16 protein-coding genes, 4 tRNA genes and 1 pseudogene are annotated in these 20166 nt (G+C 47.5%); 13 read left to right on the forward strand and 8 right to left on the reverse strand.

All coding sequences use genetic code 11. The annotated features are described in order from the left end of the window. Nucleotides 1–5: 5 nt before the first annotated feature. Nucleotides 6–296, reverse strand: coding sequence for a DUF721 domain-containing protein (locus ACHZA1_RS02790; protein WP_320053720.1), 291 nt, complete (start codon nucleotides 294–296; stop codon nucleotides 6–8). Next, nucleotides 293–1405: a DNA replication/repair protein RecF gene (recF, locus tag ACHZA1_RS02795; protein ID WP_320053721.1), complete on the reverse strand. Its 1113-nt coding sequence runs from the start codon at nucleotides 1403–1405 to the stop codon at nucleotides 293–295. Before recF ends, ACHZA1_RS02790 begins: the two co-directional genes overlap by 4 nt. Before the next feature lie 166 nt (nucleotides 1406–1571). Between recF and ACHZA1_RS02800 the strand changes: the two genes are divergently transcribed. The 7 genes from ACHZA1_RS02800 to ACHZA1_RS02830 all read left to right on the forward strand — a co-directional run bounded on the left by ACHZA1_RS02800 (nucleotide 1572) and on the right by ACHZA1_RS02830 (nucleotide 4243). Then, nucleotides 1572–2264: a tetratricopeptide repeat protein gene (locus ACHZA1_RS02800; RefSeq protein WP_320053722.1), complete on the forward strand. Its 693-nt coding sequence runs from the start codon at nucleotides 1572–1574 to the stop codon at nucleotides 2262–2264. Nucleotides 2265–2341: 77 nt separating this feature from the next. Continuing rightward, on the forward strand, nucleotides 2342–2854 hold the full coding sequence (gene ribH, locus ACHZA1_RS02805) for a 6,7-dimethyl-8-ribityllumazine synthase (RefSeq protein ID WP_320053723.1): 513 nt from the start codon (nucleotides 2342–2344) through the stop codon (nucleotides 2852–2854). A 161-nt stretch (nucleotides 2855–3015) separates the two neighbouring features. Next, a tRNA-Thr gene (locus tag ACHZA1_RS02810) sits at nucleotides 3016–3092 on the forward strand. A gap of 26 nt (nucleotides 3093–3118) precedes the next feature. Next, nucleotides 3119–3201 (forward strand) — tRNA-Tyr (locus ACHZA1_RS02815). A gap of 13 nt (nucleotides 3202–3214) precedes the next feature. Further along, nucleotides 3215–3290: transfer RNA gene (locus tag ACHZA1_RS02820), tRNA-Gly, on the forward strand. 35 nt (nucleotides 3291–3325) lie between these two features. After that, nucleotides 3326–3397, forward strand: a tRNA-Thr gene (locus tag ACHZA1_RS02825). A 120-nt stretch (nucleotides 3398–3517) separates the two neighbouring features. Continuing rightward, the gene (locus tag ACHZA1_RS02830; protein WP_320053724.1) at nucleotides 3518–4243 is read left to right on the forward strand and encodes a YebC/PmpR family DNA-binding transcriptional regulator; all 726 of its coding nucleotides are present in this window, start codon (nucleotides 3518–3520) and stop codon (nucleotides 4241–4243) included. A gap of 74 nt (nucleotides 4244–4317) precedes the next feature. Here the strand turns inward: ACHZA1_RS02830 and ACHZA1_RS02835 are convergent, their stop codons facing one another. Further along, complete coding sequence (locus ACHZA1_RS02835; RefSeq protein ID WP_320053725.1) at nucleotides 4318–5292, reverse strand: L-threonylcarbamoyladenylate synthase; 975 nt, start codon at nucleotides 5290–5292, stop codon at nucleotides 4318–4320. A gap of 249 nt (nucleotides 5293–5541) precedes the next feature. On the opposite strand from ACHZA1_RS02835, the gene ACHZA1_RS02840 reads away from it, so the two are divergent. Both ACHZA1_RS02840 and ACHZA1_RS02845 read left to right on the forward strand, forming a co-directional pair. Beyond that, nucleotides 5542–7551 (forward strand): biosynthetic peptidoglycan transglycosylase, encoded by a 2010-nt coding sequence (locus ACHZA1_RS02840; protein WP_320053726.1) that lies wholly within the window; start codon nucleotides 5542–5544, stop codon nucleotides 7549–7551. Nucleotides 7552–7626: 75 nt separating this feature from the next. Beyond that, nucleotides 7627–8895, forward strand: coding sequence for an NAD(P)/FAD-dependent oxidoreductase (locus tag ACHZA1_RS02845; RefSeq protein WP_320053727.1), 1269 nt, complete (start codon nucleotides 7627–7629; stop codon nucleotides 8893–8895). An 89-nt stretch (nucleotides 8896–8984) separates the two neighbouring features. On the opposite strand, the gene ACHZA1_RS02850 is transcribed toward ACHZA1_RS02845, so the two are convergent. From ACHZA1_RS02850 to ACHZA1_RS02865, 4 genes and pseudogenes are all read right to left on the reverse strand, one after another. Beyond that, entirely contained in the window at nucleotides 8985–9470 is a 486-nt protein-coding gene (locus ACHZA1_RS02850; protein WP_320053728.1) for a hypothetical protein, read from the reverse strand. A 50-nt stretch (nucleotides 9471–9520) separates the two neighbouring features. Then, complete coding sequence (locus ACHZA1_RS02855; protein ID WP_394701073.1) at nucleotides 9521–9712, reverse strand: biotin/lipoyl-containing protein; 192 nt, start codon at nucleotides 9710–9712, stop codon at nucleotides 9521–9523. An 84-nt stretch (nucleotides 9713–9796) separates the two neighbouring features. Continuing rightward, nucleotides 9797–11596: pseudogene (locus ACHZA1_RS02860) on the reverse strand (biotin/lipoyl-containing protein); the annotation flags it as partial. Between the two features lie 168 nt (nucleotides 11597–11764). Beyond that, nucleotides 11765–12409, reverse strand: a complete 645-nt coding sequence (locus ACHZA1_RS02865) for a carbohydrate-binding family 9-like protein (RefSeq protein ID WP_320053730.1) — start codon at nucleotides 12407–12409, stop codon at nucleotides 11765–11767. Between the two features lie 271 nt (nucleotides 12410–12680). Here ACHZA1_RS02865 and ACHZA1_RS02870 point away from each other — a divergent pair, with 271 nt between their 5' ends. Beyond that, a complete protein-coding gene (locus ACHZA1_RS02870) occupies nucleotides 12681–13967 on the forward strand; it encodes an MFS transporter (protein WP_320053731.1) in 1287 nt (428 codons plus the stop codon). 135 nt (nucleotides 13968–14102) lie between these two features. Here the strand turns inward: ACHZA1_RS02870 and ACHZA1_RS02875 are convergent, their stop codons facing one another. After that, nucleotides 14103–15920 carry a lysophospholipid acyltransferase family protein gene (locus ACHZA1_RS02875; protein ID WP_320053732.1) on the reverse strand — a complete coding sequence of 606 codons (1818 nt, stop codon included), beginning with the start codon at nucleotides 15918–15920 and terminating at the stop codon, nucleotides 14103–14105. A gap of 182 nt (nucleotides 15921–16102) precedes the next feature. Between ACHZA1_RS02875 and ACHZA1_RS02880 the strand changes: the two genes are divergently transcribed. The 3 genes from ACHZA1_RS02880 to ettA all read left to right on the forward strand — a co-directional run bounded on the left by ACHZA1_RS02880 (nucleotide 16103) and on the right by ettA (nucleotide 19796). After that, nucleotides 16103–16951, forward strand: a complete 849-nt coding sequence (locus ACHZA1_RS02880; protein ID WP_320053733.1) for a hypothetical protein — start codon at nucleotides 16103–16105, stop codon at nucleotides 16949–16951. A 177-nt stretch (nucleotides 16952–17128) separates the two neighbouring features. Continuing rightward, nucleotides 17129–17965 (forward strand): hypothetical protein, encoded by an 837-nt coding sequence (locus ACHZA1_RS02885; protein WP_320053734.1) that lies wholly within the window; start codon nucleotides 17129–17131, stop codon nucleotides 17963–17965. A gap of 148 nt (nucleotides 17966–18113) precedes the next feature. Next, nucleotides 18114–19796 (forward strand): energy-dependent translational throttle protein EttA, encoded by a 1683-nt coding sequence (ettA, locus tag ACHZA1_RS02890; protein ID WP_320053735.1) that lies wholly within the window; start codon nucleotides 18114–18116, stop codon nucleotides 19794–19796. Nucleotides 19797–20166: the final 370 nt, after the last annotated feature.

Below are 20166 nucleotides of genomic sequence, written 5' to 3' on the forward strand. Positions count from 1 at the left end.
ATTGGTTATCGAACAATCAAATCGGTGATGGCATCTTCTCCCATTCTCCGGTTTATCGACTTCACCAAATCTGCGCTAATCAGCTTCAGTTCACTTCTAATAATAGAAGATTTCACCTCAACGAAAAGCACTCGCTCTCTTACCCACATTCCACCTGTTGCAGACGCAACTTTAAGCCCTACGATGTCCGACCATTCGCGCTTTATTTGAGCGCTAAGCAATCCTTCTTCAAACTTTTTATCCTTAAAAATGCTTTTGAGCAAATCGGATACCGCGTAAGTTTTACCTGGTTTCATGGTAAGATTTCCTTTCGTTCTACAACACCATCAGCAACCGAAAAGAGGTAGGCTTCATTGAGAAGTACGCCTAAAGCCTCTTCAAGTCGATGCTTATTGCTATCGGTAATAAATATTTGGCCAAATTGATCGTTTCCAACCAACTCTATTAGTCGCGAAACTCTTCGGGGATCTAGCTTATCGAATATGTCATCGAGCAGCAGGATCGGCTTTACGCCAGCAGACTGCCGCATCAATTCGAACTGCGCCAACTTAAGCGATATGAGCAACGTTTTGTGCTGTCCTTGCGACCCCATCTTTTTAGCAGAATAGCCATCAAGTTGCAAGTCCAAATCGTCACGATGCACTCCAACCGAAGTATGCTGCAAAATGCAATCCCTCTCGTAATTTTTTACAAGCAGCGACTTCATATCACCTTTTTCAAGGTGGCTAATGTAGCGTATTCCTGCCATCTCCTTCGACTCTGAGATAGCGGAGTAGTAGCTGTCGAAAATTGGTTGAAGGTCTTCAATCAATTTCTTTCTACATATATATATGTATGTCCCAACCTCTGCCATCTGAATATCGATAACCTCCAGCACCTCGTACGAAGAGCGAATGGAGAGGTCGGACTTAAGCAGCTTATTCCGATGAGCAATAAGCCTGTTGTACTTTTGTAAGGCGGCAAGGTAGCTTCTATCAACTTGAGAAAGTACCATGTTCATAAACCGACGTCGCTCTTCGCCCGACTCCTGCACAAGGTTATTATCGGCAGGCGAAATTTGCACTAATGGATAGACTCCAATATGATCGGCGATTTTGTCGTACTCTTTTCCATTTTTCTTTATGATTTTGCCGCTACCTTGCTTAAAACCACAATAGATCTTATCCTCGTTCCCTCTACTTTTATATGTACCATCGATAACAAAAAAAGGTTCGCTATGCTTTACGCACTGGCTGTCGGCCATCAACCAACCACTTTTGCACATCGACAAAAAGTAGATAGCATCCAGCATATTGGTTTTTCCAACGCCATTGTTGCCCACAAAACAGTTAATCTTCGGACAAAACTCAGCCTCGACGTTGGCAAAATTTTTGAAGTTAACAAGGTTTAATCTACTTAAAAACATAGGCTGAAATACTTATCCCCAATCGATTACATCTGAAATTTCCGTACATATATGTTAGCAAATGTACTACAAACGATCGGATGACAAAAGGCACACAAAAATTTCCATATTATTTAAAAAGAATTACTTTTGCTATCCTATTTTTGACAACAAACAGATTAATAATATGTCACACGAAAAGAAAACGCATCAAGAAGAGAACCTTCAGGCAATTGAGGGCGCTCTAACTAAATCCGAACAATTCATTGAAAGATACCAAAAGCTATTGATCTACGGGTTTTCTGCCGTAGTGGTAATTATAGGACTATTCTTTGGGTACAAAAAGTTAATAGCAGAACCACGAGCAGAAAAGGCTCTTGCACAAATGGCTGCAGCACAGAACTACTTCGAACAAGGCAACTACAAAATGGCTCTTGAAGGAAGCGCAACCGATGCTGGTTTTGCCAAGATCGTAGATGAGTATGGTTCTACAACAGCAGGTAACATTGCCAATTTCTATGCAGGTATCTGCGAACTAAACCTTGGTCAGTATCAAAAGGCGCTAGATTACCTTAACGACTACACCACCGACCACTTGGTGTTTGGCCCACTTGCCGAAGGCGCTAAAGGTGATGCATACGTAGAACTCAAGCAGCTTGACAAGGCTGCGGATGCCTACATGAAAGCCGCTAAGCTAAGCGACAACAACTTTACCGCTCCTCAGTTCCTCTTTAAGGCAGCTGCAGTATACGAAGAACAAGGAAAGTGGAAAGATGCGCTCAGCAACTACGAAAACGTGAAGGACAACTACCCACAAAGTGCAGAAGCAACTGACGTAGACAAGTACATTACACGCGCCAAGTTGAATACTAACGAGTAATATTTCTCTCTCAATACAGAAAAGTATCAATTGAAAGATTGGTACTTTTTTTTTACCTTTTGAAAAAATTTTAAGACATGGCTACTAGCTTACAAAACCTCTCAACAGAGAAAGGTGAAATTCCATCTGCAAAAAACATGAAGTTTGGCATTGTCGTGGCTGAGTGGAACGACGAAATTACCAGCAAACTTTTGGAAGGCTGCTACAGCACCCTTATCAAACACGGAGCGGTTGAAAAACACATCATAGTAAAACATGTGCCCGGAACCTTCGAGTTGACCGTAGGAGCCCAATTTATGGCCGAATACACCGAAGTTGACGCCATTATAACACTTGGCTGCGTTATTCAAGGAGAAACACGCCATTTCGACTTTATTTGCCAAGGAGTAACCCAAGGCATCACCCAAGTAAACATTAACTACAACATTCCTGTAATTTTTGGGGTTCTAACTACAGACAACCAACAGCAGGCTCTCGATCGTGCAGGCGGAAAACACGGCAACAAGGGCGACGAAGCCGCTCTTACCGCCATAAAAATGGTCGCACTGCAGAATGAGATGGAAAATCATGAAAAAATTTTCAACTTTTAATCGGTTGAGATTCAAAAATCAAACAAAAAGTCTGGAATAAATCCCAGACTTTTTTCTTCACAGCCCTTGCAGATTCAAGAATTACCCATATCTTTGCATCGCTTTTGAAAGGAAACGCTCCTGATAAAAACAAAAGCAAACGCTCTTTAAAATAGAGAATTGCCGGTGTAGCTCAGTTGGCCAGAGCAGCTGATTTGTAATCAGCTGGTCGGGGGTTCGAATCCCTCCACCGGCTCCAAAGAAAGTTCTTAAAGTATTATTGTTGGGGAGATACCAAAGCGGCCAACTGGGGCAGACTGTAAATCTGCTGACTTATGTCTTCGTAGGTTCGAATCCTGCTCTCCCCACTTACCAACAATCGCGGAAGTAGCTCAGTTGGTAGAGCATCAGCCTTCCAAGCTGAGGGTCGCGAGTTCGAATCTCGTCTTCCGCTCCAAGCCTTTGATTTATCAAAGGCTTTTTTATCAAAAGGCCAATGTAGCTCAGTGGTAGAGTACTTCCTTGGTAAGGAAGGGGTCGCGAGTTCAATTCTCGCCATCGGCTCTAAAAAGCTCCGAAAGTATTCGGGGCTTTTTTAGTTTACATATTTTTGCAAAAAAACTTTTATAATTCGCAAAGCGGCAATACATTTGCAGTTCGGAAAAACATCCAAAGAAAAGTACAATGGGAAGAGCATTTGAGTATCGCAAAGCACGTAAGCTGAAACGCTGGGGTAACATGGCTCGCACTTTTACCAAGCTAGGCAAGGAGATTATTATAGCCGTGAAATCGGGTGGTCCTGATCCAACGTCGAACTCACGCCTCAGGGTGTTAATTCAAAACGCCAAGGCGGCCAACATGCCTAAGGAAAACGTTGAGCGTGCAATCAAGAAGGCTACAACTAAAGAACAAGAAGACTATAAGGAAATCGCCTACGAAGGATACGGACCTCACGGGATCGCGATTATCGTAGACACTGCAACAGACAACCCTACGCGTACTGTAGCGAACGTTCGCAGCTACTTCAACAAGTGCAACGGGTCGCTGGGCACATCGGGAAGCGTATCGTTTATGTTCGAGCATAAATGCCACTTTAAGGTAAAGGAGAAAGAGGGCATTGACATGGAAGAACTAGAACTTGAGATGATCGACTTTGGTGTTGACGAGATCTTCGCTGATGCTGAAGAAGGAAACATCGAGATCTACGGAGTATTCGAAAACTTCGGGAGCATCCAAAAGTACCTTGAGCAAAACGAGTTTGAAATCGTAAGCGCCGAATTCGATAGGATTCCAACCGACACCAAGGAGGTTACTGCAGAACAGCAAGCCGATATCGAAAAGCTGCTGGCTAAATTCGAGGACGACGATGACGTTACCAACGTTTTCCACAACATGAAGGAAGTAGAGTAACAACCATCAGGATATAACAAGAAAAGGAGGGCTAAACCCTCCTTTTCTATTTCTAGTAGCCGCGAACGTTAAGGCTACTCGGATTTATACTTAAATGCGGCCTTTTTCAGCCTATCCATTATCGCAATTCCAATCCCCTCCTCTTTTATTGGCTCAGCTACGATAAAGTCTACATCCGACTCTTCCATGTCGTGTAAGGCTCCGAATAGGTTGGTGGCAGCCTCCGCATAGCTTCCGCTTTTAGAAAGCACCCGAACAATGGCAGGACCATCAACTGCTCCATCGCCCGAGAAGGCAATGTAGCCATACTTTTGTCCGGCAAATTCGCTTATGCTACTGGCAATGTAAAGCGGCTTCTTAGGGCTATAGTGGCTATTCAACAAGCCCGGTGATGGCAGGTGGTCATCTACAGGTTTTGTAAAGTCTACGACCGTGACATCGGGCAAAACAGCTTTAATATCGGCGGCAGTAATAGCACCGGGACGAAGAATTTGGATTAGCCCCTCCTCTACTGACACTACCGAGGATTCGATACCAACCGTAGTGTATCCACCCTGAATAACATAATCGACCCCTTTTAGCTGCTTGGTGACATGCTTATGGTGTGTTGGGCTAAGCTGCCCGAACTTGTTGGCGCTTGGCGCCGCAATTACGGTACCCGAAAGCGATATCAGCTGAAGCGCTATTGGGTGGTTCGGCATTCGAACCGCAACGGTATCGAGCCCCGACGTTACAATATCGTGCACTTCGGGTTGCTTAGGGAGCACCATGGTGAGAGGCCCCGGCCAGAAATGCTCAGCCAGCTTAAGCACCACCGGAGAAACGGACCTTGTAAGCTTCGACAGCTGGGAAATATCTGAAATGTGAACAATCAACGGGTCAAAAGAAGGACGCTCCTTTTCCTGAAAGATACGGGCAACGGCCGCTGGATTAAACGCATCAGCACCCAATCCGTATACGGTTTCGGTAGGGAACGACACCAGCTTTCCCTCCCGAATAGCCTCTGCTGCAAGCTTCATCGATTCGATATCGACACCTAAATATGCCATAATAGTAAGCTATTCATTAAACCGTCAAATTTAGGGCTTATAATCTGCGCATCGTCCGCCACACGCCCCAATGAACAAAGAAATTAAGCTAATTCGCTATGGCTTAAAGGGCATAAAACAGCCGAAAGGAGACGCAGCCAGACCAGCGCCCAAAAAGGTTTAACAAATAGTAAACGCCCGAAAAACTAACGCCGCAAACCTTCCCATTTCTTCATTTTTATTATAGCTTTACGCGCTAAATTGACAAACATGGATTTTAGGAATCTACCTTGGAAAAAAATCAGAATTATTGCCTTGTGCATCGTAGCAGGGCTAATTGCAATTTCCATCGTTCTTTTTGCCTTTCGCTCGTCAATACTGGATCACATGGTAACGAAAAAGGTTACCTCGTTCAACGAGTCGCACAAGGCAGATGTGCAGGTTATCAACCCCCATTTTACGGGAATCCTTACCATAAACTTCGACAAGATCGTAATTAAGCCGATAGACAACGATACGCTGATCAACATCGACAACCTTAAGATAAAGATTAACCCGTTTAGGCTTATGATGGCCCGCCTGAGCATCACCAAGATGAACGCGGACAACATCAACATAAATGTGCTGAGGGATTCGACGGGCAACAACTACACGTTCCTGTACAAGACCACCCGCAAGGACGAGTCCACCACCACCAGCACCAGCTACGCCCGAAGGGTAGAGCGCCTGCTGGACCTTTTCTTCGACATCCTGCCCAGCGACATCCACATCAAGCGCTTTAACGCCAGCATCAGCTCGTACGGGCACAAGGTTTCGGCTACCGTTCCACGGTTCGACATCAGCAGCGGCGAGGTGGACCTGCAAGCGCGTGTTACCGAAAACGACTCCACCACGGTATTCCGGTTTGTTGGCGACATCAACACCTGGCTTAACAGCGCCTCGATGAAGGTTTACGCCACCAACACCCCTAGGGCTACGATTCCTTTTATCACCTACAAGTACCACGCTAAGGTAGCCTTCGATACGCTAGCCTTTGGCATCGATGGCTCGGGCTACCACCGCGGAAAGTACCAGGTTAAAGGGGACGCCATGTTCAACAACCTCTACATCGACCACCGGAAAATCGCCCAAAAGGAGGTGGTGCTCGAAAAAGGCAACTTCGACTATGTTGTAAACTTTGGCAAGGACTTCATCGAACTCGACAGCGCTACGGTGGTTAACTTCAACCGCCTAACGTTTAACCCCTACGCCAAGTATCGCTCCAAGCCTAATCGGTTTGTGGCGCTATCCGTCAATAAGGATTTCTTCCCCGCTCAGGACCTGTTCAGCTCGCTGCCCGACGGAATTTTCTCGACGGTGAAAGGGCTTGAGGTGAACGGCGAGCTTTCCTACCACCTGAAGTTCGAGGCAGACTGGAACAACCTCAAGAACCTCGTTTTTGAGTCGGACCTCCAATCGCGCGACTTCAGCATCCGCAAGTATGGCGAAGTGGTGTACCCCTACATCAACGCACCGTTCCAGTACACGTTCTACGATAACGGAGTGCCTTCGCGCACCTTCTCGGTAGGCCCCGACAACCCCAACTTTAGGAGCCTCGACCAAATCCCGAGAGTGCTGCAGTACGCCGTAATGTTTTCGGAGGATGGCAACTTCTTTGGGCACCGCGGCTTTTTAATTGATGCCTTCCGCGCATCGCTGATCCGCAACATCCAGGCGGGACGATTTGTTAGGGGCGGAAGCACCATCTCCATGCAGCTGGTAAAGAACATCTACCTATCCCGAAATAAGACCATCGCCCGCAAGCTCGAGGAGGCGCTGGTTACCTGGCTGATCGAAAGGCAGCACCTGGTATCGAAAAACCGGATGATGGAGATCTACCTCAACATCATCGAGTGGGGACCGGGCATTTTTGGGGCCAACGAGGCGGCCGAATTCTACTTCGGCAAAAGCGTAAGCCAGGTTACGCCCAGCGAGGCCATCTTCATGGCCAGCATCATCCCCCGCCCAAAGAAATTCTACTACAGCTTTAGCGATAGCGGAAGCCTGCGCAGCCACTACACGGGGTACTACCACCTCATCGCCAGCAAGCTGCTGCGCAACGGCATCATCACCCAGGAGGAGTTCGACGGCATCTACCCGCACGTTAGCCTCAACGGCCTTGCCAGCATGTACCTGCGGCACCCCGTCGAAGATCCGGCTGACACGCTGCTCATAGGGAACGAAATCCCCACCGATGCCGAGCTCCCAACGCCAATCCAGGAAGAACCTGAAACCTACTAATAAAAAACGCATTACTCTACAGGGTAATGCGTTTTATCTTTTTATGTGGCTATCTTTGCGCAATAATTCAACCGAATGAGAGAATACGATTTGGCCATCGTTGGAGGTGGTGCAGCAGGACTAGTTGCCGCCTGGGCAGCCGCAAGCGAGGGTGCACGGGTGGTTGTGCTCGAAAAGATGGAGAAAACAGCCCGCAAGGTACGCATCAGCGGCAAGGGGCGCTGCAACATCACCAACGAGTGTAGGTACGACGAATTCCTATCAAAAGTGAACACCAACCCGGCCTTCTTCCGCTGGGCCTTCAGCGGCTTTCCCCAAAAGGCGATTGTTGATTTGCTCGAAAAATACGGCGTTAGAACCGTGGTGGAGCGAGGCGACCGCATCTTCCCCGAAAGCGGCCAAGCGTGGGACGTGGCCACCGCCCTGCTCGATGCCGCCACCGACGCCGGCGCCGACGTGCACATCTTTAAGGAGGTGGTAAACATCGGCGTCAGCAACAGCAAGGTTACCACCATCGAATTCCGCGATTCGGAGCGCGGCCACGAGACGGTAATGGGCGTAAAGGCCATCATCCTGGCCACGGGCGGCAAGTCGTACCCCCGCACCGGATCAACCGGCGACGGCTACACCTTCCTCGAAAAGCTGGGCCACCACATCGTCCCCCCTCTCCCATCGCTCGTTCCGCTACAGGTAAAGCAGCTGGAATTCTCCAAGATAATCGGGCTACAGCTAAGGAACGTAGAGGTTTCCCTCGAGGTTGAAGGCTCCACCGTAGCCAGCGAGTTCGGCGAGGTGGAATTCCTGGACAACGGCCTTGGCGGTTCGGCCATCCTCCGCATGAGCCGGCAGGCCGTGCTCGCCCTCGAAAAGGAGCAGAACGTGGGGCTAACGCTCGACCTGAAATCGGCGCTCAGCAACGAGCAGCTCATCCAGCGCATCAAGCGCGACGTGAAATCGGGCGAGTTCTCCTCCACCGAGGAGCTGCTGATGGGGCTTCTCCCCAAGAAGTTGGTTAAGCCATTCGCCACCTTCCATAAGATTGGGCTGAAGAAGGAGGCCGCAGAACTATCGACCACCGAAATTGCCAAGCTTGCCCGCACGCTGAAGTCTACCCGCCTAAACGTAGGCGGCACGGCCGGCTTCGACGGCGCCATTGTTACCATGGGCGGCGTTTCGCTAAAGAATATCGACCCAAAGACGATGCAGTCGAAGGTCGTAAAAGGGCTCTACGTGGCCGGCGAGCTGCTCGACCTCGACGGGCCAACCGGAGGCTACAACCTCCAGATCGCCTTCTCCACCGGATACATGGCCGGCAAGAGCGCCGCAAAAGGGCTTAGAGAGTAAAGCATCGCGCTTAATATACAAGAACACCCTAGGTAATGCACATTATCTAGGGTGTTTTGCTTCTGTACCGCTCCCTCCGCCTCACCTCATCAAAACACCAGCAAAAGCATCGAAGTAGAAATATCGCCAATTGAAGAAGCAAAGCCCCAATCAGAAGTAGCCAACAAGCAATCAGGAGTTGTACCCATGTAATCAGAGGTCGCAGCAGCGCATAGCGTGGCCGCCACCATTTCTGCAATGGACGAAATCGTTCCTGTAATGGCCGAAGCCATTTCTGCCATGGTCGCTGAAGAATTAGCAATGATAGAAGCTATTTCTGCTATGGCGGAAGCAAAATTAGTAATGGCCGAAACGACTTCAGTAATGGCGGAAGCTATTTTAGCAATGGCCGAAGCCACTTCTGCAATGGTCGCTGAAGAATAAGTAATGGTAGAAGCAACTTCAGCTATGGCGGAAGTAAAATAAGTAATAGCCGAAACGACTTCGGTAATGGCCGAAATAGAATCAGTAGTGGCCGAAGCTACTTCGGCAAATGCAGATGGAGTGTAAGAGCAGAACGCCCAAAAATACGACAAGAAAAAAGGCCAACCGGAAAGGTTGGCCTTAAGCTTATTTGAGATATCTACTAGATAACATCAATCAAATTAGAGTCAGCGGCAACAGTTTGACCTTCTTCAACGAAGATTCTGTTTACCAAACCAGCGAAGGTAGAAGGAATACTATTCTCCATCTTCATAGCCTCAAGGATAACGATAGTTTGTCCTACAGCTACGGTTTCGCCTGGCTTAACAAGGATCTGAAGGATCTTTCCGGGCATTGGAGTTTGAACTGGCTTGCCATTCTTAGTAGAGGCAGCAGCAGGAGCAGCAGCGCCAGCAGCAGGTGCAGCAACAGCTTCCTTAACTACGTCAAGAATTGCAGAGTCAGCAGGAATAGTATCGCCTTCGGCAACAAAGATATTGTTCACGAAGCCATCGAATGGGCAGGTGATGCTGTTTTCCATCTTCATAGCCTCAAGGATAACGATGGTTTGTCCAGCCTTAACTGCATCGCCTGGCTTAACAAGGATTTGAAGCACCTTACCTGGCATGGCAACAGTAACATCTTGACCCTTTACGGCAGACTTAGCAACAGTTACAGCAGCGGCAGCCTCTACCTTTTCAGCCTTTGGAGCGTTCTTGTATTGCTCCTTCTTAGCAGCGGTTAGGTAATCCTTAGCAACAAGTGGGAAGAGTTCAAGAAGAAGAACTTCCTTCTCGTTTTCAGCTAGTTTCACGCCAAGACCAGCGATTTCTGGGTTTGGCTGCAGTTGGTGCTTAGATACATCGTAGTCACTTTCCTCGCGGGTACCGCAGATCTTGAAGCGGAATTCTGGATCTACAGAAACAGGAGTCTTACCGTACTCACCCTTAACCATGTTACGGAATTGGTTAGAAACGTTGCTGTACATTTCCTTACCGTTCATGATGTCAAGCGCGCAGTTTACGGCTTGTGCACCCACGATTTGGCTGGTTGGGGTTACCAATGGAGGTAGACCAGCGTCCAAGCGTACTTGTGGGATTAGCTCCATAGCCTTTGGAAGGATGTGCTCCGACTTAAGCGCCTTAAGCTGAGCAACCATGTTGGTGTACATACCTCCAGGGATTTCAGCCTTCTTTACCAGTTCGTCTGGAGCAGGGAATCCGAAGTGAGCCTCGATAGCTTGGCAAGCTTCAAGAAGTTCGGCTTCCTTACCAGCCTTAGCAGCATCTACAGCCTTATTGAATAGGGCATCGATTTCTGCAGGTAGGGTATCGGTAAGTGGGTTGAATGGCTTAGGGAACTTCTTAACTGCATCAACATCGGCAAGCTCCTTACGGATATCAACAAGCTCAGAGTTGATCATGGCAACCGCGTGCATGTTGATGTCTAGCTCAATGCCTAGCTTTTGGCAGAAGAGGTAGATAAGCTCGATAGCTGGAGCAGCAGGACCACCTGCAAAGTTCCAGATGTTGGTATCAACAACATCAACACCGCTTACGATAGCCGAAAGAACTGCGCCAAGACCGTAGCCAGGAGTACAGTGGGTGTGGAAATCGATAGGTACGTTGATGTGCTGCTTGAATAGCTTAATAAGACCAGCGATGCGTGCAGGTGGAATAAGACCGCTCATATCCTTGATGGTGATCATGTCAGCACCAAGAGCAGCCATTTCCTTTGCCTTACCAAGGAAGTACTCGTCAGTAAACACTGGAGTCTTCAAACCTTGAGGGTCGATGGTGTAGCAAACAGCGCAGTCGGCAATACCACCGTACTTCTTAACGTACTTAATGGTAGCCTTAACGTTGTTAACGTCGTTTAGCGCGTCGAAGATACGCATGATACCAAGACCAGACTCGATAGCGTTGCGGCTAAAACCGTCGATGATTTCGTCTGGATATGGAGCATAACCGAAAAGGTTACGACCACGAGAAAGAGCAGTAAGCTTAGAAACATTGCCAACAGCAGCCTTGATAGTCTCTAGGCGAGTCCAAGGGTTTTCGTTCAGGTAACGCATTACAGAGTCAGGTACTGCACCACCCCAAACTTCCATAGCGTAGAAGTTGGCGTACTTGTAGAAAGGTAGCAGCCTGTTAACCTGTGCCTGAGTCATACGTGTAGCAAAAAGAGATTGTTGACCGTCACGCATGGTCAAGTCTCTAATAAGAAGTTTTCTTCCCATGACTATAATTAAATTGTTTGTGCCTTTGTTCAAGAGTGCCTCAAAACTATTATTTTTCCACTGTTATTCTGATAACAAATTCGTATTATATAGCATGTCATAACATGTTTAATAACATCAAACCCGAAACACGCAGATCAAAGAATATGGAAGATAAAGGTACAGGCTCTATTCAAACTCTAGCTCGCCAAAGAACTGAGGTAAATGAAAATTTGGCTTAACAGCGTCTATCTTTTGCCACGACAGGTAATGCGGGGTTGCCAATTTATCGCCACACTTATAGAAGTTAGCCACAACCCTATCACCCGACTTTGGCGAGAAGTGATCGTTCCAGAAGACCTTGAATGGGATGGCAATGGTTATGTTCCACTCTGTTTCGCCCTGCTTCTCCGAAAAAGGCTTACTACCCAACGACGAAAGCACCCTGATAGATGAAAGTATGCTATTTTCGGCTCTTACCGACTCCGCTCCCTTCTTGTGAAGCCCTAGCAGCTTCTTCCCGATGCAAGAGACCTCCAAATTATAGTAATCCATGTTTCGCAGAGGCGAAATAAACATCTCGACACAGCTATCCTCCCATACTTTCCCGTTATTCTCCGAGACCGCAGCCTTTACTGATTGCTCTCGAACCTTATATTTCAAGAAAAGTTCGTACTCATTGTAGCCTAACCTAAGGGTAACACGAGGCTTGTAGGAGAATGCCTCCCAGTTTACCTGTTCTATTTTAAAAGACGAGATTTCCCAATCCAACGTTTGCGAAACCAGCTCTAGGTCTGGCTTTTCGATCTTCTCTAATACTTTTGTAATTATCATTCTGTTTCTTTTGTTGCTCAAAGGTTTAGGCTGACGAGTAAATAATCAGCTTATGCGAAACGAAGTCCTTATCGCGCTTATTTTCCTTGTCAAAAACGGGAACGAAAAATACAAAATAAAACAATTGAGATACGCCGTAACGCAGAATTTTAAATTCACTATTATACAGTAAATTTCACTTTTGTTTTAAAAATAGAATGGTAGTATGCTATTAATGCCAAAAAAAGTACATTCGCAAGCAAACAAAAGATAACCTTAAAAAACACCAGAAATGTCCGCAACCACTAAAAAAGTCGGCAGCAACTTCGTACCGTTTACGGTCGTAGCTATGCTTTTTGCCGTTTTTGGATTCGTCACTTTTGCAACTGGCGGATTAAACGGAATCCTTGAGAACACCTTCAACCTTCCCAAAGGGGGATGGCAATCTCAAATGGTATTCTTTGCCTTTTTCATAGCCACCCTCGCTTCGGCAAACGCATCAGCGTGGGTTGTTACTAAAGTTGGGTACAAGCGAGGAATGTCGGTAGGATTATTTTTCATCGCCCTCGGATCATTCCTATTTATTCCGGCAGCCATCTACAAGTCGTTCTTCTTTTTCCTAGGTGCACTTTTCGTAACTGGAGTTGGAAATACAATGACCCAAGCAGCCGTTAACCCCTACATTACCATTCTTGGTCCCATCGAAAGTGCGGCTCGCCGCATCAGCTTCATGGGCATCATGAACAAGTTTGCAGGTGGTCTTGCTCCTATCATCCTTGCATCGGCAATTACCTTTTCCCCTACCGCTACTCAGGATGATAAGCTTTCACAGATCAGCTCTACCTACGTATGGATAACCATTGTATTCGTTGCGGCTGCCGTTATTCTGCTATTCGTTAAGATGCCAGAAATCGAAAACACTAGCGGCTCATCATCAACCGACGAAGAGAAGGTAGAAGGCAAGCTAACCGACTACCCATACCTTATTCTTGGTGTGCTAACGCTATTCCTTTACGTGGGTATCGAGACAATGGTAATGGGACAAAGCAAGGCAATGGGTGAAGCCTTCAACATGGCAGAAGTTCACACTAAATTCTACAATGCACTCGCTTCATACGGCCTTATTATCGGCTATATCTGCGGGATTGTATTTATTCCTAAGTATCTTTCTCAATCGAAGGCGCTGGCTCTTTGCGCTGGTTCTGGCATAATCCTATCAATTGCAGGGTTACTTGTTCCTGCCGATGTAACGGTTACCTTCCCTTTTATTAACCTTGTAGGATTAGAGCAAACCACACTAATGGTTCCTGTTAAGATCCTAATATTTGCAGCAATGGGCTTCTCCTGCTCGCTGGTTTGGCCTGCCGTATGGCCTTTGGCAATGGACGGTCTTGGTTCATACACCAAAAAGGCTGCAGGCTGGATGATGCTTGCCGTAGTTGGTGGCGCTGTTTACCCTGTGATTTGGGGCATATTTAACCAAAACGGCATGCCTAATGCAGCATTTTTCCTAAGTATCCTATCGTTTGTTGCAATTTTCTACTATGGAATTGCAGGATATAAGGCAGGAAAGAAGTAAGAGAAAAAGAGAAATCAATATTGAGACTAAAAGGGGGATTACCAGTGCGGTTAATCCCCCTTTTTTATAATCCCAACACAGAAAAAGGGCAACTCATTAGAATTGCCCTTCGTTACTTTAATGCGATGAGGCTATCTATTCCTCAAATGCATAGTCGGTTTGATTAAACCTTTCAAGTATTGTTTTGTCGTTAATCTCCTTAGATAGCGAGGTGATTACATCATAAGGAACATTGAAAAGATCGAGAACTAGCAGACCATCGAGACAATCGTTGAAAAGAGGATCGACGTTTAGGCTGATGATCTTTCCACCCAACTTGGTGTACTTTTTAAGCAGCACCGGCATACGGTAGTCTTCCGACTCCACGTCGCTGATAAACTTATCTATTTTGTTGATATCGGCATTAGCCTGCTGAACGACAATCTCCGAATCGATATTATCGTATTTAGCCTTAAACCGATTCCGAGGCTTAACGTACTTCGCCATCTCGTAGTCGTAGTGGTTTTCCTTCAGAAAGTTCACTATAAGCTTCTTCGAGAACGAGGAGTAGCGGTTGCTCACGCTAACGGGGCCTATGAGGTATCGGTACTCGGGATGCTTGAGCAGGAAGTAAAGAATCCCCTTCCATAGCAGGAACAGAGGAAGCGGCTTTCTTTGGTAGTCCGTTACTATAAACGAACGTCCCAGCTCTATGCTTTGGTTGAGTACGGGTGCAAACTCGTCGCTAATCTTGAACAGGGATTGAATGTAGAAGCCCTTCTTCCCGTAACGATCCATAATCTCCTGACCTTTGCCAACACGATATGCGCCAACAATAGCATTAGCCTCATCATCCCAAATAAAGAGCTGGTTGTAGTAAAGGTCAAATTCGTCGATATCGATCTTTTGGTTAGTTCCTTCGCCAACTTCGCGGAAGGTAAGCTCACGCAGACGACCAATTTCGGTTATGAGATTAGGCATCTCTACCGAAGGGGCACAGATCACCGAATAGTTCTTGCTGGTAAAAAGCAGGTATTCATTTTTCAGCGCAGCAACTTCTGCCTGTACAACTTCAGGATCGACAGGTGCAACAACCGCCTCTACCGCTGTCTTCTTGACAATGCGAGGTTTAAAGAACTTCTTCACCTCGCTATCGTTAATTGGCGAGCTGAGCGCGTATGTTTTGGCTCTCAAGTAACGGGTATAACGCGAGATGTCGCTACCCTTAAACTCGCGTTGCTCCTCTACAGAAATAGGATTGCCGATGCGAATCTTTATTGTTTTGTTCTTCTTGTTGAACAATTCCGAAGGGAGTCTCACCGTACGCAGCATAGGATGCACCATCCCCAGAAGGTGGAACAAGTTAGAGTTGCTGCCATGGAAGTAAATGGGAACAACAGGAACTTCGGCACCCTTAATAAGCTTCATAATAGAATCGTTCCACTGCTTATCGGCTACGTTAAAGAGGCTCTGGTTGAATGCCGAAACTTCACCGGCGGGGAAAACTCCCAATCCATTACCATCCTTAACATGCTTGATGGCGCATTTTATACCTGCCAAGCTGGAGTTTATCGACTTCTTATTCTCAAAAGGATTTACGGGTAGGCAGAAATCTTCGATCGGCTTAATCTTTTGCAGAAGGAAGTTCACCATCACCTTAAAGTCGGGACGATGCTCCAATATGAGAAGCATCAGCAGAATGCCATCAATACCTCCAAATGGATGGTTCGAAACGGTGATAAATCCACCTTGAGGGATTCTTTTCAGCTCCTCGGGATTAATTTCGTATCTAATGCCAAGCTCCTCGAGTAGGCTATTTATAAAGTCGAGCCCCCTATTATCTCCAATTTTCGAGTAAATATCGTTTACCTTGTTAAAGCCCAAGACGAACATTAGCAGCTTAGCAATACCTTCGCCACCTAAACCTTGTAGGTTCGCTGCTCTCATTAAATCTTCTTCGTTGACAAGTTTCATAATTCTACATATAATTAGCGCCCCGAAAATAACAGAAATTCTCAATTATTAGCATTTCCTCCGCATTAATTCAACGTTAGATATTAGTTCTGCACCCATTTTTCACGCTAATGGCATTTTTGTTTTTGTAGATAGGCGCTAAAGTTTAATTTTACAGAACATTTTTTTTAAAGGGAATAATCATGAAAAGAACATTACTGGCTGTTTTGTTGGGTTTTCTGAGTACGTCGCTTTTTGCCGGAAGGTACAAGCCTACGACAGATGACGTGAACACGTTCTTGAAGAACACAACCTATGTGGTGCTGGAGTCGAACCAAATTAGCTCGTTCAACCTAAAGATTAAGGAGGCGATGGCTGCGAACTGGACTCTTACCAAGTTTGAGTTTATCTCCTCGGCGCAGTTCGAGCAAATGCGTAAAGACCGCGACAAGTCGTTTTTGGTGTTGGTTGACTTTAAGTACCCCGAGGAAAACCTCTCTATTAACTACACCCACTTTTGCGCCATGAACGGTTCGGCAACCAGCAAGGTTACCGATATGCCAGAGGTAATCAGCATTCCTGTTGCCTACTCCAAGAATGGAGATGCCTCCTACTTCTACAAGCTAGAGGCATTCCTACGCTTTTTCCAGCAGCACATCCTTGCGCTCAAGGCCGATCCTAAGCTGCTCAAGTCTGACATGCTCGACGACTACAACAATAATGCACCTAAAGTAAAACAGAAGGAGCTTTGGGTTGTAGAGAAAGATCTTGAAAAGGATATGCGCGATATCACCAAGCAGCGTAAGGCTTACCCCTTCCCTGTGAAGGTGGTTAATCCAGAAGATATTGAGGATGCCATTGCTAAAAAGGATGAGAACGTAATGTTCATCCACAAGGTTGGCCCTGAAGGACAACGTATGCAAGAGCGCGTCTACAAGATGGTTTTCAGCGCATCCGATGGCCTACTGTACTACTTCGACATGCACCACATTTCCGGATCGAAGCCCGATGGGATGCTTGAATCCGACCTTAAGAAGCTGTCAAAAAAATAGTAGCCACTACCGCTAATGTATAGGAGAACGATAGTTGGGTTTCGCCAATCTATCGTTCTCTTTTTTATTGCCTAGAATCACGAATGGGGATTTTTCCTACTCGCTTAATTAAGATGAATAAAACTTACTATTCTAAAATCCTTTTTACATTTGTCACTGCAACCAACTCAAATGAAAATGAAGAAAATAGGACTTATTGCATTTACCCTCGTGCTTTCGCTATCAGCTTTAGCCCAAGGCAAAAAGGCTACATCGGCCGACGTTGAACGCTTTTTTAAATCGACTACCTCCGTTCTGATATTTAACGAGAACAAAATGGTAGATATCAGCCTTAAGGATAACCTCACCAAGTACTGGAAGGTTACCCCAGTAAAGTACGTAGACTCTACCGAGTTCGAGAACCTAAGAACGGATGCCAAGAATTCCTTCCTTGGGATAACCGAAGTCCGCTACAGCAACGACAAGCGCGAATCGCCCTACTACTACTTAGCCCTGTCGGTGGGTGGTAATGCGGCAACCTACTCCGACATGCCCGACCTGGGATTCATCCCCTTTTCCACTACGCTCGAAGAGGCCTTCGACAACATGTACATGCTGCCAACCATGCTTAACTTCCTTCAGCTGCACATTCAGAACCTTAAGATGAACCCCGGCATACTAGAGGAAAGCCTCCGATTCTACAACAAGAACGTGGAGGAGCTGGCAAACAAAACAATCCTGATATGCAAGGATGACGTTGCCCCTGGCGTAACCCAAGAGCGCATGGAAAAGAAGAACAAGAACGACATCCGCTTCGTATCGCGCGAGGAAATCATCAAAGCCGTTGAGCAGCACACCCCCAATACCGTTGTAGGATACATGGTTTACCCCAAAGGGAAGGAGAATGGCCGCTGCTTCAAGATGCTATTTGGAACTGACGATGCGAAGCTCTACTTTTACGGAGATCACAAGGCAAACAAAATCCAAAAGGGCGGCTTTACCCGCTGGGATATAGAGCGTATTGCCAGATACTAGAGGGAGACTTTAGAATTTAGATTTTAGACTTTAGATAATAGACATAGGACATAGCATCGCACAAAGGCTTACACATCCTCATCTAATATCTAACTTCTAATATCTAACATCTAGCGTCTAATACAAAAGCTTAATATCTAACTTATATATGTCCGACGACAAAAAAATTATCTTCTCGATGGTTGGGGTGAGCAAGGTGCTCCCGCACAACAACAAAAAGATTCTGAACAACATCTACCTGTCGTTCTTCTACGGTGCCAAGATCGGCATCATCGGGTTGAACGGCTCGGGTAAGTCTACGTTGCTACGCATTATCGCCGGATTGGACAAATCCATACAGGGCGATGTGGTTTTCTCGCCCGGATACAGCGTTGGCTACCTGGAGCAGGAACCGAAGCTCGACGATAGCAAAACGGTGAAGGAAATCGTTATGGAGGGTGTGCAGCCCGTTGTCGATTTGCTGGCAGAGTACGAGGCGGTAAACGCCAAGTTTATGGAGCCCATGAGCGACGACGAGATGAACAAGCTCATCGAGCGCCAGGGCGAGCTTACCGAGCAGATCGACCACGTGAACGGCTGGGAGCTCGACAGCATGCTCGAGCGCGCCATGGATGCGCTTCGCTGCCCCGAACCCGACCAGGTGGTTGGTGTTCTTTCGGGAGGTGAGCGCCGCCGCGTGGCCCTGTGCCGCCTGCTGCTCCAGCAACCCGACGTGCTGCTGCTCGACGAGCCCACCAACCACCTCGATGCCGAGAGCATCCAGTGGCTGGAGATGCACCTTCAGCAGTACAAGGGAACGGTTATCGCCGTTACCCACGACCGCTACTTCCTCGACAACGCCGCCGGATGGATCCTCGAGCTCGACCGTGGCGAAGGTATCCCCTGGAAGGGCAACTACAGCAGCTGGCTCGACCAGAAGAGCAAGCGCCTAGCCCAGGAGGAGAAGACCGAAAGCAAGCGCCGCAAAACCCTAGAGCGCGAGCTCGAGTGGGTGCGCATGGCGCCCAAGGCCCGTCAGGCAAAGAGCAAGGCCCGCCTTTCGGCCTACGACAAAATGCTTAACGAGGATAGCAAGGAGAAGGAGGAGAAGCTCGAAATGTTTATCCCCAACGGGCCTCGCTTGGGCAACCACGTTATCGACGTGCAGGGCGTGAGCAAGGCGTACGGCGACAAGGTGCTGTTCGAGAACCTCACCTTCTCGCTCCCACCTGCCGGCATCGTAGGGGTTATTGGCCCCAACGGAGTTGGTAAGACCACCCTCTTCAAGCTTGTCATGGGGCTGGAGACGCCCGATAGCGGCACCTTCTCGGTGGGCGACACCGTTAAGGTTGGGTACGCCGACCAGATGCACAAGAGCATCGATCCCGAAAAGAGCGTGTACAACGTAATCTCGGAGGGCAACGAGCTGATGATGCTCGGTGGCCGCTCGGTAAACGCCCGCGCCTACGTATCGCGCTTCAACTTCTCGGGTTCCGATCAGGAGAAACTCGTAAAGAACCTTTCGGGTGGCGAGCGCAACCGCCTGCACCTGGCGCTAACGCTGAAGGAGGAGGCCAACGTGCTGCTGCTCGACGAGCCTACCAACGATATCGACGTTAACACGCTCCGTGCGCTGGAGGAAGGTCTCGAAGGATTTGCCGGCTGCGCCGTGGTAATCTCGCACGACCGCTGGTTCCTCGACCGTATCGCTACGCACATTCTTGCCTTCGAGGGCGACTCGCAGGTGGTGTTCTTCGAGGGTGGCTACACCGACTACGAGGAGAACAAGAAGAAGCGCCTCGGCGATGTGACGCCCCACCGCGTGAAGTACAAAAAGCTGATTAAGGAGTAATCGAAATAAGAAAATCCCCATCTGAAAGTCAGATGGGGATTTTTTTGTCCTATCGGGTGGGTATTAGCGATGAGCTAGCCCGTTTCTCAGAGAATATATTCAACCCCTCCTGCATAGCCGTCAAGCTAAGTCTTTTCCTCAAAACTCAAATACATATTCATGCTCGTTATCCCCTCCTTGGGAGGGGTAGGGGTGGGTTAAGAACGCTAAGTAAAGAAAAATGTTGATTTGAAAAAGTAAACCCACCCCCTGCCCCCTCCTAAGGAGGGGATAAACAGTTTCAATCATGCAATGGCACTTAGATTGAATTTTAATAGCCCCGCATGCAATGCGGGGAAACAGCGTACAGCATTATCACAACCGTGAAGCG

This window comes from uncultured Acetobacteroides sp. (assembly GCF_963667355.2).
Lineage (GTDB): Bacteria > Bacteroidota > Bacteroidia > Bacteroidales > ZOR0009 > Acetobacteroides.